This window comes from Pseudomonas sp. MPC6 (genome assembly GCF_006094435.1).
Taxonomy (GTDB): Bacteria; Pseudomonadota; Gammaproteobacteria; order Pseudomonadales; family Pseudomonadaceae; genus Aquipseudomonas.
On sequence record NZ_CP034783.1, the window covers coordinates 5,377,825 to 5,394,210 of the forward strand.

13 protein-coding genes are annotated in these 16,386 nt (G+C 47.3%); 10 read left to right on the forward strand and 3 right to left on the reverse strand.

Features of this window, described 5'->3' with window-relative positions:
* The first annotated feature begins 496 nt into the window (after positions 1 to 496).
* The 5 genes from ELQ88_RS26930 (at position 497) to ELQ88_RS26950 (ending at position 8,205) form a co-directional block, all read left to right on the forward strand.
* A complete protein-coding gene (locus tag ELQ88_RS26930; RefSeq protein ID WP_138968798.1) occupies positions 497 to 1,918 on the forward strand; it encodes a site-specific integrase in 1,422 nt (473 codons plus the stop codon).
* Positions 1,911 to 5,249 (forward strand): site-specific integrase, encoded by a 3,339-nt coding sequence (locus ELQ88_RS26935; protein WP_161599985.1) that lies wholly within the window; start codon positions 1,911 to 1,913, stop codon positions 5,247 to 5,249. Before ELQ88_RS26930 ends, ELQ88_RS26935 begins: the two co-directional genes overlap by 8 nt.
* Positions 5,236 to 5,841: a hypothetical protein gene (locus tag ELQ88_RS26940; protein ID WP_138968801.1), complete on the forward strand. Its 606-nt coding sequence runs from the start codon at positions 5,236 to 5,238 to the stop codon at positions 5,839 to 5,841. The genes ELQ88_RS26935 and ELQ88_RS26940 overlap by 14 nt, the downstream gene beginning before the upstream one ends.
* Entirely contained in the window at positions 5,828 to 6,238 is a 411-nt protein-coding gene (locus ELQ88_RS26945; protein ID WP_138968803.1) for a hypothetical protein, read from the forward strand. The genes ELQ88_RS26940 and ELQ88_RS26945 overlap by 14 nt, the downstream gene beginning before the upstream one ends.
* A gap of 530 nt (positions 6,239 to 6,768) precedes the next feature.
* The gene (locus tag ELQ88_RS26950) at positions 6,769 to 8,205 is read left to right on the forward strand and encodes a hypothetical protein (RefSeq protein WP_138968805.1); all 1,437 of its coding nucleotides are present in this window, start codon (positions 6,769 to 6,771) and stop codon (positions 8,203 to 8,205) included.
* Positions 8,206 to 8,515: 310 nt separating this feature from the next.
* Here the strand turns inward: ELQ88_RS26950 and ELQ88_RS26955 are convergent, their stop codons facing one another.
* Positions 8,516 to 9,775 carry a DUF4427 domain-containing protein gene (locus ELQ88_RS26955; RefSeq protein WP_138968806.1) on the reverse strand — a complete coding sequence of 420 codons (1,260 nt, stop codon included), beginning with the start codon at positions 9,773 to 9,775 and terminating at the stop codon, positions 8,516 to 8,518.
* 683 nt (positions 9,776 to 10,458) lie between these two features.
* Between ELQ88_RS26955 and ELQ88_RS26960 the strand changes: the two genes are divergently transcribed.
* The 5 genes from ELQ88_RS26960 to ELQ88_RS26985 all read left to right on the forward strand — a co-directional run bounded on the left by ELQ88_RS26960 (position 10,459) and on the right by ELQ88_RS26985 (position 14,955).
* Complete coding sequence (locus ELQ88_RS26960) at positions 10,459 to 11,142, forward strand: hypothetical protein (RefSeq protein WP_138968808.1); 684 nt, start codon at positions 10,459 to 10,461, stop codon at positions 11,140 to 11,142.
* A gap of 257 nt (positions 11,143 to 11,399) precedes the next feature.
* Positions 11,400 to 11,720: a hypothetical protein gene (locus ELQ88_RS26965; RefSeq protein WP_228761570.1), complete on the forward strand. Its 321-nt coding sequence runs from the start codon at positions 11,400 to 11,402 to the stop codon at positions 11,718 to 11,720.
* Positions 11,717 to 12,319, forward strand: coding sequence for a hypothetical protein (locus tag ELQ88_RS26970; protein ID WP_138968810.1), 603 nt, complete (start codon positions 11,717 to 11,719; stop codon positions 12,317 to 12,319). The genes ELQ88_RS26965 and ELQ88_RS26970 overlap by 4 nt, the downstream gene beginning before the upstream one ends.
* An 823-nt stretch (positions 12,320 to 13,142) precedes the next feature.
* Entirely contained in the window at positions 13,143 to 14,261 is a 1,119-nt protein-coding gene (locus ELQ88_RS26980; protein WP_138968813.1) for an AAA family ATPase, read from the forward strand.
* Positions 14,262 to 14,340: 79 nt separating this feature from the next.
* A complete protein-coding gene (locus ELQ88_RS26985) occupies positions 14,341 to 14,955 on the forward strand; it encodes a hypothetical protein (RefSeq protein ID WP_138968815.1) in 615 nt (204 codons plus the stop codon).
* A gap of 320 nt (positions 14,956 to 15,275) precedes the next feature.
* On the opposite strand, the gene ELQ88_RS26990 is transcribed toward ELQ88_RS26985, so the two are convergent.
* Together ELQ88_RS26990 and ELQ88_RS26995 are read right to left on the reverse strand one after the other, a co-directional pair.
* Complete coding sequence (locus tag ELQ88_RS26990) at positions 15,276 to 15,773, reverse strand: GNAT family N-acetyltransferase (protein WP_138968817.1); 498 nt, start codon at positions 15,771 to 15,773, stop codon at positions 15,276 to 15,278.
* Between the two features lie 161 nt (positions 15,774 to 15,934).
* Positions 15,935 to 16,369 carry a hypothetical protein gene (locus ELQ88_RS26995; protein WP_138968819.1) on the reverse strand — a complete coding sequence of 145 codons (435 nt, stop codon included), beginning with the start codon at positions 16,367 to 16,369 and terminating at the stop codon, positions 15,935 to 15,937.
* Between the last annotated feature and the right edge of the window lie 17 nt (positions 16,370 to 16,386).

Below are 16,386 nucleotides of genomic sequence, written 5' to 3' on the forward strand. Positions count from 1 at the left end.
TTCCAGACACCTGCCCCCACCTCAATTACTCGATCTACTACCTCCAGACTTCATCTGGTTGGCAGCTAAAGGAATTCAGATACCCCGCAAGGTTGTCTCCATGACCCAGGTAAGAACAGGGTATTTGATCCATTTGAATTCGACGCCTCACCCTACGCGCCAATAGGGGGAATGAGGGCGTTACCAGGTATGGCAGGAGCCAATGGTTACAAGCCAGTCTGAGGGCTGAAAAAGCAGACGGCATCGGCCAGAGATGCGCGCGCAACAGGAAGAGGAGCAATTAGGAGAACGACAGAAAGCCAACGAGCCCCATCAAACCTAAAAAGTAATAGACAATTATATTTTTAATTCCAAATGGCTATTTCGATTTTTGGGTGAACTAGGGCTAAGATGAGTAATAGATATCACATAGACATGGTAGCTGTCAATATATGGATAATTATTTTTTTGCTTCAACTAAAGCCGCTCGCAGGGACGATGCTACGAGTGCCGACCAATGTTGAAAAATCTGATCATGTCTTGGCTTAGGGGGCGTCCCCGCCTCTACGACCAACACGGCGAACCAGTTGAAGCGTTCAACCGCTTCATCGCCCATATTTACCGCACAGGGTCAACAAAGCTCGGGAGTAAAGCTAGAAAAAGCTACTCACGATCCACGGCAAAGCTTTTTGATTACTTGGTGGAATCAGGGATGCTTGACCAAGACAATCCTCCAACGCCAGAAACACTATCAAACGCGCTTCGCATGTATCCCAGATTCCTCATTGAGGGGTGCCACAGTGACGATTTAATTCTTCGCCGAATAGCAATCGCCCTTAAAATAGAACCCATTGAAAGAGAATCAGCTAGAACTTATATCGCCGGGGTCAACAAATTTCTAAAAGTATCTCGTGAGCTTGGCCGAAAAAGAGAAAACATGTTCGGCCAAGCAATCAACCTTGATATCGACACTGACTATTCTGAAGAAGAGCGCCAGCGTAGCCCCCAGGAGATCGAACGGATTACAGAGCGAAGCATAATAGCCGCGAATATGGCTTCGCCTATGAAACGAACAACTACCAGCGCCCCGCTAAGTATTAGTAGAGGCGGAGCGGACAAGCCACGTGAAGCCAAAGATTTCCCTTATATGTATATCGAAGGAGTAATTGAGACATGCTCCCCCAGGAATAAATGCCTGTTCTATATGATGGCTGGCGGAGGCTTAAGATTCAGTGAAGCGATTGCTGCCAAAAAACCTCTGATTAATGCTAGCACACGAAAAATACGCATCGAAGATCCTAATAATAACAGAAGGTCTCATGAATATTCGGAGGAATCAAAATATGCGTGGAAAGGACGCGACACAGCAATAATCTATATGTTTGAGCCATTGAAGAAACTTTTTTTTGATGCTTATGCAGAATATATAGCAGTACGACCTACATCAGACAGCGATTTCTTGTTCCTTTACGAGGACAACGATCACTATGGGGAACCATTGATTGAATGCTCAAACATTAACAACTTGAATGGCACGTTGAACTTTCAGTTCAAGAATGCACAACGTGAGTATCTCCGCATTATAGACGATATAACGGGCGTGTTAAATCCCGTGTACACGATGCATAGCCTTCGCCACTTTTATGGTATGTGGCTCCGTAATAGGGTGAGAGTTCCAGGCAGGCACTCAATTGGTCTTGAACTGAGCGAAATTCAAATCATGATGGGACACCGAAAACTTAGTTCCACAGAGATTTACAGCCGACGAGAAGCGGAGCTGATTGAGCTAGACCTCGAACTCGCAGACTATCTTACAGCTACTCGAATCGGCAATGATAATCTGGCTCTTTATGCCGCAACACAATACGAGCGGCTCGCCTCAGAAATCAGAAAAAACGTGCACGCAGCAATTGCCAGTCGGAATAGCCCTAATGATTAATACTTCGCTATATACGCCGATCTTTATCGACTCCCCAGACTCCGGAGAAAAAATTGCAGAAGCTCGAATTAAGATTCTTGCTACGCTGGAATCAACCCGTGGGCCGATGCCCGACCGGAACTTGCCCATAAATCGACAAGAAAGATATAGGTATGCGTATCATTACCTAGCCTCCCAAGCGACCGACTGGGTCGATTCTAGGCACCTGCTTTTTACTTTAGCTAATGCTGGGGAGCATAACATCAATGAGGCCCGCGAAGCCTATCATAATTTATGTGGACATTATCCTGCCTGCCAAGAAGATATCACCGGGCTCAACACTCCCCTGAAGGGATTTTTCCTATTGCTCTGGAAAAAGAAGCAAGTTCTCTTACCGGTAGGATTTTCAAGAAAAGGGATGGCACTCGCATTTCCAAATATGTCCGAATGGACTGAAGGTTTTTATAGAGAGATTGTGAACAATTCCGATAACACTAACCTTAAACGATACCATCAGAATCTGCAATATTGTGTATCTTGGCACCAGCCTTCAGATGTACTTCTTAATGAAATATGGGACTCATTACCCGAGCTATTACACGCCAGAAAACCTCTTTGGGCAGGTGGAGTCGAGATCCGACCCAAATTGAAGATCATGATAACACCTTGGCTGGAGGAGTTTTCAAAGTCTTACCCTGACATATTATCAACTGAAGATTACCAGCTCATCGAAAGCTACCTACAGGCGCTTAGCACTTCCAACGACATTGACAAACATATCGAGAGCATTGATTCGTTTAAATTTTACTCAAAAGCAGATCGGATAGTTCGCGCTAAAATTCGTCGACACAAAGAACCTAAGCAAACGATAAGTAAAACTCATGCCACGACGCGCGCTTTTGTAAACCGCAAGAGCGACCAGTCAGCAGAAGACTTCTACGCCTCTTTTAAATCTGAAAAAAGACCGGAAGGTTTAGCTTGGTGCACCAGCGAATATTATGGCCTTGACCCCATCATTTATGAACCAATAATTACAGAGTGGGTAATTCTCTTCAACAGCCATCTACTGTCACTTGCCAATGACAAGCTCAGTAAATCAACTCGCACGGAGCACATGGCTGCCTCAAGACTATTTCTAGATTATCTTTTTGGTTATCTTCCGGCTTGGATAAGTGAAAATTCAGAAGCATTCATTAAAACGCCTCCAACCATTAGAGATTTGGATCGGTTCATTTATTTTTCACCTCTCGACGATGAAGACGAATATGAAGATGAAGTAACTTCAGCTACAAAATCTGTAACACCAGAATTTCAAACCCCTAAACCTTTTTATAAAGTCTTACCACTCAGAAGATCCTCGAATACTATTGGCACAATGATACGCCATCTACATTACTTCTTCGAACGCTGCAAAACAAATCGTTTAGCGCTAAATAAAAAATATGATGTCTGCATCTTAGCAAAATTTGAGAATCCTATAAGTCTAGATTTCGATTTACCTGGAAGCGGATCTAGGGGAACTACAAATAAGATTGTACTGCCCATGGCATCATTGCCATTAGCCCGCAAGTATCTGGAAATGCTCAACGATATCGGGATAGCCCTGAGAAACAAAATCCTAGCGGGTGAATTTACTCCCGCACCAGAATTTTATCAAAAAAAATGGATTGACCTTAAACCTTTGGGCTTGATCTATGAAATAGAATTTGCAAGGAGTGGTAGCGAAGGTAAAGACACGATTACCATCGATACAATACCCAATGCTTTCCACTGGAAATTCGATGTATATAAGTCTGGCAACACCGACATTCAAGTGGCGCTCCCTTGGATGTCTACACTCAGGATGTTAATGATTGGGTTATTTGCGGGACAGAGAATACAAGGCGCCCAGTGGCTTGATATTAATACTTTTGATAAAAATAGCGGATACGATCCCAATGGCTCAAGCTATTGGGTAAGCCTTTTTCTCAACGTAGACAAGACACAACCACGTCGATTCGTATCGATTCAAAGAACAGTTATGAAGCATCTTTATGACGAAAGATTTTTTCAGACGCATATTTGCGGATCCGTACTGCAAAAGGTATTTTATGAAAACGACAAGCATAGTCAGTATACGGACAAAATCACTCCCTTATTTCGAAGCCCTTTCAACGGCAAAGGGTTGCCGTTCGCAGATTCGACCTATAGTTCTACTTGGGTTAAAGTTCTCAAGGGCATTGAGCTTGAATACAATAAGCTCGTTCCCAAGGAAAATCAGCATACTTTTGTAACCACGACAGATAAGGGTACGAGGGCTGTACACACTCCACATGCTCTTCGGGCCACGTGGATCACTTACATGCGTCGGTATGGTGGCCTTGAGATCTCCGTGATTCAAAAACAGGTTGGCCATGCTTCAGTGTTGATGACTAACTACTACATGGCCCTTCCTGCAGACATTCAGGAAGCTGACCTTGAAAGCTCAGACAAATTATTCATGGAGCAGACTTTAACTCATCTGATGACTTTTAGAGAGGCCGCGATCAAGCCGTCTCTACCGGAGTCTGCGCTTCAGACTGCATTCAACAAAAACCGCACGGGGGCGCTGTCTGTCCACCAGATGACCTCGAAGACGAGCTCTTTCATTGACACGGGTGATAAAACTGGACTTGATCTTATCGATGTAACAAACATAGGTGATTTCGGATTCTTTGACGATTGCACCTGCCCATTCGGCGGCAACTGTCCAAAAGCAGTGCTGCGATTCACAAGGATGGCGCGTTGTTGCGGAATTTGCCCCTACGCCATTTTTTCCTTGGATAACCTTCCTGCGGTACACGCAAAAATTCGACAGTTGTTCTCAAAAATCAAGTCACTGACTGATTCATTAAACTTAATGACCGCCGCTAATGAATCGCCTTTAAATCTTGACGAAATGCGTGATGACCTAGCAATGATGTCGTTGAACATGTCTGGCTACTACCAAACCGCCGAGCTTCTCAATGATCTGTTGCAGCACTATTCTACTAGAAACACTTATCATGTTCGAGCGCCGGATATATTAAAGGCTCGACTCATTGCAAAGGTACCCTTGGATAGCCCTGGAATGAGGATCGTGTCAGATGTTATTGATGGTTCTCAGTACCCCAGTATCTGCGGAGAGAACTATCTTGAGGCGGTTCGCCAGCTATCCAGAAAGCTTAACCAACGGCTCGGCGCAGAACTTCCAGCAATTCCTTCCGCAGTGGACAACATCACGGCACAACTCCTCTCAATTATGCGCGCTCACAACTGGGACATGGAGAAAGTCACCACTATTATTAGTGAAGGAAAGGCTCTCACCTTGGAAAACGTTGATGCCAAAATCTAAGACCAATCTTACCAAATCTCAATTGGCTATGAAAACCAGGTCGCACAAATCAGTTTCTATAGCGCTCAGTGAATTCGAGACCAAAGATATTGAGGAGTTAGATCTCACCGGTTTTTTTGGTGAAATCGCTATTAGGACTGGTCTTAGTAGATCAAGGCTCATCAGACGAGACAGCCCCTACCGGCCAAAGATCATCGCTTACTGGAACGAGCTGCTTACGGAGAAATCTGCCCTGATACATGGGGATGAGGTTGAAATCATTGCTAGGCAACAGGCGATGCTTGAATCACAAACTGTGAAGCTATCAGAACAAGAACATCGCATTAAGATTCTTGAAAAAATAATATTACATAGCAACCTGCAACCAGATGACACCCCAGACAACTCTATTACAAAGCTGGCACACGCTAGAAAAGAATTTGATCTCGTCGCATTTGCTTTTAGGACACTTCTGAGCCACGTAGAGGAACTGGGCATCCTCATCGTCGACGGTCGCTTAATTGATCGGGGTGGCGGCGATGGACGCATTAATGAGATCTGCAACCAAGAACTACTTTCCGGGTATATCAGGTGGACAGATGCTCGAAAATAAAATTATAACGACTCTAAGATTGCTTGAAATTCATGACGTGAAACCAAATGGTCTACGTTGGTTTGTCATACACCACCTTGAATCTGGTGGCGAATTACCTATCCATGACAACAAAGTAAACTTATCAGCTCTTGCCAAGCTAGCCGGGATTGACAGACAGCTATTTTATCCAAGTCGTGGAATTTTTGGGTTCCGCATTATAGTTGCGAAAATTAACGACATCCTCAAAAATAGCTCTGAAGCAAAACAGCATAACCGCAGACCCTACACCAATAAAAACAGAGACAATATACTCATTGACTCTATGTCAGCTGAGATCATTGAGTTGCATGAAAAGTTGGCACGTGCAAATCAGATCGAAAAAATGGCTTTGCTCGGTATGCACATAATATTATGAAAAAAATCTCAAGGTATCAAATACTAAAAATTGAGCCATCCAAAGATGGTGGCTGGAATATACGAATACAAAATCTAGTGAAGCCTTCTAGGGCAGATACTGCTTTCATTGCAAACGAAAACATGAATTTATTCGGTCTTATGACGGGAGAGTTTTACATACTCGCGTTAACGAGAATATCCCCCAAGAGACGTGCAATCACATATGCACAACTCCTTCCCTTGGCCTCATTCCTATTGTTACGCTGGATTAGGCACACTCAGTTTCTAGAAAGTGGAACCAACATCTCCAAATGTATTTTGGCCCTTGTGAGATCATCCACTATCAGTACAGATGGATTGTTCAAGTCGATTTATAGTTGCGCTTTCATTAGCAGTTTTGGAATCCCACATAAAACTTACTGCATTCTAATTAGAGCATGGAGCGAAAGAACTAATGCAGTCAGCATCTGTAGTTTTTTGATAGCCAGGCATACACCGGCCAGTCTTTGGAAACCCATATCTAGATTATACGGGAGACGAGCTGTTCAGGTGTTGACATCAAACACTACTGCTATGACACCGTTTCTTGACCGTGAGGGCTTATCTCGTTTTCTAAGCTCCACTGGGCTCACCTGTACTCATGGTGAACTTGCAGCAATCAATCTTATTTATGCCATGTCAGACTCCCTCAAGTCCGGAATCTCATTAGTGCATCAAGACTTACTTACTGACGAGCAGCTCAGCGGACTAGATTACTGTCTTGAGCACTCGATAATGGTTCAAGAAAAAAATCATCTACAACTGAACTCCCCCAATTTAGTCGAGGCCTCAATTCGCTATAACCTAACACTATTAAAAAGCCCCTCAGTGCATAAATTCTCCCGTGATGAAATAGTTGAAACCATCGATAGGGCATCAACTTTTTGTCGTTCGGCTTTAAGTCCGGAGGAGAGACAAGCTTTGATTCATAGTGCTAACGAACGAATCTCTTGCATCCATTCAGATCGAAACAATGGAGATAGCAGCCTTGAAAACTTAGCCTTTATCACTCATGAACTTCTTTTTGGCGAACCAAGCATTATCGTTAACTGTTGCGTCCAAGCCTCAAAGTCAGAGTTAATGCATCAGCCCGCTGCACGACTGCACATCAGCCAATTTGTAAACAATCAATTTGTGCCACCTACGCAGCAGCACCAGTTTATCATCACCAACTCAAATCACCTTTCGATAGACGATCTTTATAGAATCCTGAATAAGATTACGCCCTTATCAAAAATCTTATTTATAGGTCGGATCAATCACTTACAGGTATCAGCTTGGGGCAGTCCTTACTCTCAGCTCCTTGGTTACTACAGTGCACCGCCGTTAAAAAACTACCCAGGCGCTATCGAATTTTCATTTCCTCAGATGGCAGCGCTAGCCAAAATAATATTATCCAGTAACACCAGCCTTGCCGACGTCTGCCGCCGATGCATCCATAATGATACATTCCCTATGATTGCTACATCTTGGGCAAGCATTCAAAAGGCAAACCATTTGATTCAAGGCGCATTAGCTGTAGATCGACAACCGATATTAGTTATAAGTGATGAGATATTTTACGCAAATGATCGATTACTATCTCGCCGCTCAGTGACCGAATGCGGCATAGCCAAATACACTTTCGCCCAGCTCATAAGCTGTACGAATGACTATGTAATTATAAAAGCATCGTTCCAGTACAGAAAAATCTCGCTGAGCGACTTCTTACGTGCAGACTTCACCTTGGGATACTGCATTTCATTGGAAGCACTCGGAGAAGGACAAGTTGAGCAGGCAATTGTGTATCTCGATACAGCTAATCCTGTGACACCACTCTGGGTAAATACATTACTATGGACGTCTTCAAAACCACCAGTGATTAACTATCCTGGCTCGCAACTTAACAAAGTTACATATACTCATTTACCTGCAATGCAAAACATCACACCAGGTTTCCGTGATTAACATCTTTTTGGCGTTGGCACACTAAGTCTCTCCTCTCGCTTTTCGATCTTCACCGTAGAGATCAAATAGCCGCGTTCAATCAGAGGTCGACCGATGCCGCTGGGCTTGGCGTGCCCTTCGGGCTGGGTTTTGTGAGTCAAGCCGCCCTGCGACTTCGCAGCCCTTGCGACTTCCGTCCTTCACGACTGCACGCTCAACTTGCAGAAACTGGTAGCCGTGTAGCTCGAACAACTGGGTGATGAGAGTGGAAACACTCGAGACCCGATAGCCAACCCTAGAGAAATGAGTGCCACATTTTCAACGCATCTAGTCAGACGACAGGATCCTCAAAGTCCTCCTCGTCCCGCTCATCCGTGATCCGATAGAACCCACTCCATGGATGACCACAATAGCTTGGAAGGTCATCGGGCTGCCAGGAGTCGCGCACGCTGAAATATGAGCAAGCCACGCTTTGTTCTTGCTCCAGCTGTTTGCAAAGGACTTTGACAATCTGTTGCCGCTCGCGCAGATCCCGACCACGACCGAGCTCATCCAGCGTGCCGAGGTACCGACCCGACTTGTTGACAACCACCCGTCCAGCCTTCAAAAGCGCTCGTACATAGGGGTGGGAGTTATCCTCGAAGTAAACCCAGCAGCCGCCACGTTCTTGGGTCTCCTTTTTCAAGGAGGAAGTCTCCAGAGCAGAAACGCGCTCCATGAAATCTGCCACAGCGACGGCAACAGCTTCATCGGAAACCGTCATGCAAGATTTGAAGTCAAAGCACGCCGCTCTCATCGAAGCTTCCTGCTCTGCCGCAGTGAGCCCGTCCAGTTCCGCCGGCAACCGCTCACATACCAGGAGATGGTCAAAGTGATCTACCGATACGAGCCGCTGGTCGATAAGGGACAAGATGTCGTACTGAAGCCTCAAGGCATCAGCCTCGGTGGCTACTACCACACCGATTTGTGACCACTTCTTTTGGGTCAGATCTAGCCCCGGCAGCTTTTCTCCAAGGTGCCCTTCTCGCTCAATTTTTTCGATGGCGCGGCGATAATTCCGGGTATAAGGCCAGCGCCATTCCAACTCCGCCGTCTGATTACCGAAGATATCAAGCTGACCATCCAGATAGCGGTACTGATTGCGCCAAATCTCTTCCTGGGTCACAGGCTCCGGCGGGTGACTTGCTTGAAGCATCGCTCGCAGGTTTTCACCCCGAACTACCTTCGTTGCGCCAGCTTGCTCCGCTAAAGGCGTAGGGAACGTGATCGCGTACTGGGTGACTGCACCGCTAGCCGCTGCCAAGCCATCTCGAACAGCGACTAAATCAGAGACGCTAAAACCTGAAAAACAAACAGCAGGATGGCTTCCCTGAATCGTCGCATGCCCATTCCTGACGCCGAAGGTGGCCCAGATGTGATGGAAGCGAATAGCAACCCTCAATAGGAACCGTCCAGGCCAGCAATCTTCAGCCCAACAGTTAAGAGCGAAACTTTCCGGTATGAAATCGGGCCGTGAGCCGCTAGTGAGATCGACGTCTCGAAAATAATGTACGACGCGATTGGGCTGTTGGACATCAGTTCGCTGCGCCATATGAGCTCCTTTTTTAGGACAAGCGGCCTTCGCCTCTTAATTAGAGGTTTTTGATGAGAGTGTTTTTGTACCCTTGTAGTGCATAAAAAATAGACCACCCAAGCACTTCAGGCAAGTAACCACGCACAAAAAAAATATAAACTTCTCACACCAAAAAATAATTAAGCACTTATTGACTCATACACATAACACCCAAATAAAATCAAATACATCACAAGTACAAATAAATCAACAATACGTATAAATCTTTGTCAATGATCCTTCCACCAAACCAACAATACCCCTAAATAACAATACGCTCTCATAATTACGACCCCATATTTCCGCGCCAATAGATCGTCTAGCTTTTCTATCTATATCAATGGCTTGGTAGCCCCCCACCTCGTTGGTCGGCGCTTACTCACCCAAGACGTCCTCATGCCGCCCTTACACACTTACATTCAGTCTCCAATTTTTCCCGACCGACAAGCTAAAGTGCACGACTTACAATGACAAACGAAAAATATATATATATCAAACGCTCTTCATAGGCTTATATCGCTATCAAATAGTGCAATGAAGGGAATGGGTATACTTTCAAGATACTGTTCATCCGTCGCAAAACTTGTAGGTATGCCTGTTATTTCTTGACCACTTCAACCCATTGGTCTTCAGTTCCGCTACCACCTAGGAGATAAGTCGCCATGAGATTTTCAGCCTTGTTCCACCCGGAATGCGCTCCCGTAGCTCTCGATAATACTTTCCACTACATTGTGCTCAGCGCTCTTCAGTGGAAAACACCCAATCTTGATCTGCTGGTATCTGCCGGCAAGCAGCGCTTCGCCGTTCTTTATAACCAACCGTTAGAGGAGAGATTCGCCATTGAGACTCTCGAACAGGCTCACATCCAGGGCGCAATGTCTGGAGTGAAACTGGTTGCTGTCCACAAAGACGTACTTCGTATCTTCTTGAGTGACGAGGTGGAGGGCGCCACCTTCCCAGCCATCGAAGCCTTGTGGGAACCGATCAAAGAACTGGAACTCAATCGACGGTTGAAAGTTGATTTTTCGTGTGAGCATGAAGCTTATTCAGGCCGTTCCGACTACTTGTTCTGGCCTGTAGTCAAGAAAGTGCTTGAATCGAATAGCCTTGGGATTGAGCAGTATCAGACACCGGTTTTGCATGATTGCGCCGACGAGATGCGCCACGGGGACTCTTTGGAATCTCATGCACTCAATGAAGATGTGCTCCGGTCTTTCGCCACTCACGCAGCTACACGTTACGGCATCTGCCCAAAGGGATCATCAATGGCTGCCATGACAGGACACTCAGCTTGCCTGATGACCGAGTATTACGCCGACCCACTGCATAGAAAGCCCAACTCGTAATACCCCGGCAGGACTAATACACCATTCGTCCTGCTGTGACTTCCATAACAGATACGGTCACCATCCCTTCACTTTCTTCTTACGGGATCGAGCATCCCTACAAGAATGATGATGAGTTTTTGTGCCTGCGCCGTCGTGCTCTTGACCAATAATTATGCCGATTGAGATCAAACCGCGTTCGTCTTCAAAAATATCTTCCCATCAGGCTCAAGGTTTTCCGAAACCAACCGTTTGTGATGAGTAAGTACCCTTTTTGAGTGACGGCTTTGACCCTCTCTACACATGACTTCGCAAAGCGTCTGAGCGGCGCCTTATCGTTCCCCTGCACGACACTTGGCAACAGCCAACGGCGCACATGGGAGCGGCTGATCAGCTACATCGAATCCTCAGCCTGCACTTCCGAATTCGACAACGCGGCGGCCTATGCCGAGGGCTATGCACATGCTTTGGCCGACAGCGGCCAGATCGATATCTCCACAGATCGGGATCTGCTGATCATTGCAACGGTGGATGCATGGCGATGCGCCCGTACTTACCCGAATACTTCGACCAACCTGAGCTACCCAGGAAAACCATGACTTCCTTTTTTAAACGCTACGCCGACGGCGGAATATCAGACAGGCGCATCTATATGCCGCAGCGTCTTCTGCCCACGACCGTCAGTCATTGTCCCCTCGAAGTCTTAGTGGGCAACTGGGAAAACTATCTGGTAGATCCCTCCTCCGCTCGTGAGCATTTTCCATGGGCCGCGCGTTTCGTTATGGGCATGCCCGTGCCAACCTGGGCGCGCGGATTGGAGTGGAACCTCGGTCAGAAGTCTCGCTTCATCTCCGCAGTATGGTCAGGCGGGGATCTGGGGAGCTACCTCACGAATGACTGGTACGAGCCAGAAAGCGGGAGCAGGGCATTGGCCGAAAACAGTGAAATTTTGATTGATGGCCAACAACGTCTGCACAGCCTGGAAGAGTATCTCCTCGACCGGTTGGCGATTCCTGATGCACAAGGACAGCCAAGGATTTGGTCTGAGCTCGGCAACGGCGAAAGGAAACGCTTTCTGTCGACGATCTTTACTCATGTCAGGGTGTCGTCTGGTGACGAGGTGGCATTGCGCGGGACATACGATCTTTGCGCGCTGGGCGTAGTGCCTCGGTCATTTGATCAACGAGCTGTTCGGTAACATTTGCGTTGCCAGTAGCCGGGCGGCCCCCTTCGGGGCCGGCTGTCGTGAACCGAGCCCCGCTACGACGGGTCTCGGCCCTGCGGGCTACCATCCTTCCGCTCTCCGACCATCATGGTCTGCGCGCTCCGCTTGCAGAGCGATCCGACTCACCTTCTTGCTTGGACATTGGCCACCGCTCCCACATACTGCTGAGCATCCGATCAAAGACGAGGCCGGGCAAATGGGTTGGCTATTTTGGAGAGACAAGCGGCCCGCGTGGGTTCAGGCAGAGGAACGGGAATTCATCAAGGCTGCGAACCGTTTAAAGACGCTTCACGTCACGCCTCGCGGAGGCATGCGCATTGACCCAGAGGAGATCAGGGATCAGATCCTTGAGGCACGAGAGTTATACAAAGACCTAGTTCAGAAACAACGGTAGCGAGTACCCAACTGCTAAACCCCTCACTACATAGGGCAAGCGATGACCTCCTAGAACATGCGGTACTGGTTGAAGAGGTTCGCGACACTGTCGACGTTTTCGCGGGTGCATTCGATGACTTCCATGTGTGGTTCCCTCGCGGGTTGGTTGGGAGAGACTCTGATCCGGGCGCCCGCACCTCGCAACGATCAGGGTATTAATTAACCGGCGAAGTATGGGGCGTGGCGCTACGGGCAGACACCCTCGCATCTGCGCGCCTCGCTTGCGGTCAGCCCGTCGTTACTTGCTCGACATGTCACGCCTTGGCTAACTTCCGATGAGCATTTGTGGTTGGATAGCCTTTGATTAGTAGCATAATATTGCGATGAAAATCAGATTGACCTACACGGAGCGCGCCACAGCATGGATACAGAGTTGGAGAGATTCCTCCATCTAATGTCAACAATCAACATTGGAAAAATAAATCTCGTCACAGGAAACAATGGCACTGGTAAATCTCGTTTTTTTGCAGTTGCAGCTGCCCAGGCCATTAGCAAAACAGGAGTTCTTGACTCAAGATTTCGACAGCTATTATGCCTATCTGGCACCCACAATGATAAATACCCAAGACAAATCTGGAATGCAGGCCCTGATGACTGGGGTATTTGCTACCTAGGTTATAAAGTCGCCAACAATATGATTTCTGACATTGCACCATTCCGCGTTATTGTCGGTGCCCTACTGGGCGAAGGTTCAATTCGTCGGAGTAACCCAGAGGCTGTCAGTTTCTGCCTAGAAAAGCTCAACATCGATCCAGAGATAAAGCTTCACTTCAGGTATGGAAAAAATAGGAAAGACGGATTATCCGATTTTGTTAGTAACGAAGTGATCGTCAATCTTGAGTCTGCCCAGGAGGACATGACCATGCTTGCGATCAAAGGGGCACTCAGAGAGAAAGGTCTCTCGCTTCAAACAATATCAGTGAAGAGAAACAGCCGGTATTACACGTTGTCGGATCTGAGCTCTGGCGAACGGTCATACATGCTTACCTTGCTTGGGGCATTATACTGCGCAAAAAACAGAGCTCTCATATTTTTTGACGAACCCGAAAACTCCTTACATCCTGGCTGGCAAAAAACCATTCTCAGGGATTTTCGGAAGGTGCTAGAACTAAATGGCATCAGTACAACAATTTTAGTTGCGACCCATTCCCCTCTAATAGCCGGAAGTGTGCCTAATAACGATGCATTTACCTGCAACTTTCCAACCGGCCAGAGATGGCATGAGTCTGACCTGTATGGCAAGACAGCTGATAGCACATTGAAAGATCAGTTTAGTATTTACTCTTCCCGCTCTACAACTGTCGTTAAAATTACTCAAATATGCCTTAGCTTCATAGCGAAGGGCGACCTAGACCACCCCGAACTATATCGAGCGATTGATACTCTGCTTGAATTTGGATTAACTCCCGAAACTGGCGACCCGATGCGCGAAATCCTCCAAACTTTGTCCTATTTGAGAGAGCATCATGAGTTGCCCTGACCCCTTGCTCCGCAATCACGCGAAAATCCTGCGATATAAGCCTTACAAGGCGCTAATTGCGAATTTCCTGAACAGCCAGATGAAATGGAGTGACGAAGAGCTAAAACCAGTTAGGGATGCAATTAGATTTTCAATCAGAAAATCACAAGCTCAGTCCTGTTATTACTGCCGAAGAATTATTCCGTTAGAGCGTAGGAACGTTGGGGAGGCTATCGAACACTTTCTAGATAAGTCAAAACTGCACTACAGAAGATGGGCATTCCACCCATTAAACCTTGTAATTGCATGCCAGCCTTGCAATATGGTGAAATCAACAAAGGAATTAGGAGACAACGCCGTAAAAGTGGCACCTTTTCTTCAGCCGCTCATCGGCGAGTTCAAATGGCCTCACCCTTACTTTGATAGCTACGACGAGAATGTACAAAGATCACCTGGGCCGATTTTTTCCGCTGTACCAGGCTCACGTCGCCAGCGGCAAGCAGCTGCTATGATTACCGACTTGAAACTCGACTCTCTTGCTAATCTCGACGACAGGGTACAATTCGCCGCATCTGAGCTTCAAAACTTACAAGCGAGGCTCTTAAGAGTGGCACGCAGGCGAGGCAGGATAATTTCCCAAGACAGGTATGATGCTTTTCTGAATGAAATCGAGACTAGGCTTGACAGAGCAATGTTTGAGATATTCGGGATCTAATACGTAGTGAGCACCGCCACCTAGTTCTCAATCACTAGGTAGCGGCACCGAAACAAAAGGTCGGTTTGCATGCTCAAATCATTCATCTAATGCTCGACTGCTCACGGGGCAGTGGCGGTGTTAGGGCATTCTCCTCAGAATGATCTCGTTCAGACTGACGTGCAGATGCCGGTGTCGCTGAACGGTTATGAGCTGGCCCAGATCTCTCGTGTTTTCAGACCCATACTGCCCATCGTAGCCACCACGATACCAGCCGCGTGATCAGTTGCCCCGGTCTTAGATTTTTCCTGATTGGGCCTAACGCAGACAGACTCTGGAGATCAATTCCACCTCAGATTGATGCCCATCTCATGCCAGGTGCTGATCTCGTCAGAAGTCATCGCCTGGATGTATCGGTAGCGCTGCTCCCGAAAAAAGTCGACGTACTGATCTCTGCAACGCAAATGGACTGACTTCTTGTTGAGGTCTTCCGGAATGGACTCAAGATTAGCGATCAGTGCTGACAGGAAACGATCTCGTTGAAACGACGGATCGACCGCAATGGATCTGACATGGAGGTAGGGGGCAGATGCATCCTCATTGCACTGTTCTTTAAAACCTTCTTCCGAGATGAAGTCGTCATTCGAGTGGCCAAAATGAGCAAAGCCTACGAACTTGCCTTCATGCTCATAGATAAGGAAGTTCTCGGGAGTGCGTTGAATCCAATCCTGAAAGTCTTCCAGGGTGGCGTTCGCGTCGCCGGCACAGGCTGAGCTCTCAACGCGAAAACAATTCGCCGCATCGTCTGGAGTGGCAGAGCGGTATACAGATGCCCACATATCATTACCTCGGCGATCCTAGAATCGGGCATGGTAATGGGTCTGCAGGTTCCACGCACCACATGACGCTGGCCGTAATGCCCGTCTTAGAGCCCTCCCCATTGAATCTGCGCCTTTGATTTGCCTGATCCTTCGTGCGTGTCAGGAGCACTAAGGCGGGTTCAGAGAGGGAATGATGATTCAAGTTTATTAAGCTGCTCCAGCACCCGCATCAGGAATCGGCGCTCTTCACCATAGAAGAATGCAGAGGGTTCATGAACCGCCAAGTGCTTGGTGTCCTCCTCCCACTCGCCAAACCAAGCGTCTGGTTTGTCGACATAGGTACCAGGTCGGTCGGAGAATTGGTCACCGGTGATGTCGACGATCAGGCCGTCGACTTCAAGCCAGGCATGTGAAGCGCCCTCCTTCATTCCACATACGTAGAAGAACTCGCCGATACCCAGGGTATTAAAATAATCGCCCATGAGCTCAGAAATGATTCCGCAGCATCCGCGTGGAAAACCTTGGATGTGCATGGGAACATTGCCGGTCTCTACGACTATCTCGACTGCCAACCTGAAGCTCGTTGCCAGCTCAAGCACTGCTGAACGAAGCATTTCCTATCCTCCATAAA

Excerpts from the sequence above, each read along its gene's own strand:
- ELQ88_RS26930 (WP_138968798.1), top strand. The coding sequence starts at position 497 with ATGTTGAAAAATCTGATCATGTCTTGGCTTAGGGGGCGTCCCCGCCTC.
- ELQ88_RS26935 (WP_161599985.1), top strand. The coding sequence starts at position 1,911 with ATGATTAATACTTCGCTATATACGCCGATCTTTATCGACTCCCCAGAC.
- ELQ88_RS26940 (WP_138968801.1), top strand. The coding sequence starts at position 5,236 with ATGCCAAAATCTAAGACCAATCTTACCAAATCTCAATTGGCTATGAAA.
- ELQ88_RS26945 (WP_138968803.1), top strand. The coding sequence starts at position 5,828 with ATGCTCGAAAATAAAATTATAACGACTCTAAGATTGCTTGAAATTCAT.
- ELQ88_RS26955 (WP_138968806.1), bottom strand. The coding sequence starts at position 9,775 with ATGGCGCAGCGAACTGATGTCCAACAGCCCAATCGCGTCGTACATTAT.
- ELQ88_RS26960 (WP_138968808.1), top strand. The coding sequence starts at position 10,459 with ATGAGATTTTCAGCCTTGTTCCACCCGGAATGCGCTCCCGTAGCTCTC.
- ELQ88_RS26970 (WP_138968810.1), top strand. The coding sequence starts at position 11,717 with ATGACTTCCTTTTTTAAACGCTACGCCGACGGCGGAATATCAGACAGG.
- ELQ88_RS26980 (WP_138968813.1), top strand. The coding sequence starts at position 13,143 with ATGGATACAGAGTTGGAGAGATTCCTCCATCTAATGTCAACAATCAAC.
- ELQ88_RS26985 (WP_138968815.1), top strand. The coding sequence starts at position 14,341 with ATGAAATGGAGTGACGAAGAGCTAAAACCAGTTAGGGATGCAATTAGA.
- ELQ88_RS26990 (WP_138968817.1), bottom strand. The coding sequence starts at position 15,773 with ATGTGGGCATCTGTATACCGCTCTGCCACTCCAGACGATGCGGCGAAT.
- ELQ88_RS26995 (WP_138968819.1), bottom strand. The coding sequence starts at position 16,369 with ATGCTTCGTTCAGCAGTGCTTGAGCTGGCAACGAGCTTCAGGTTGGCA.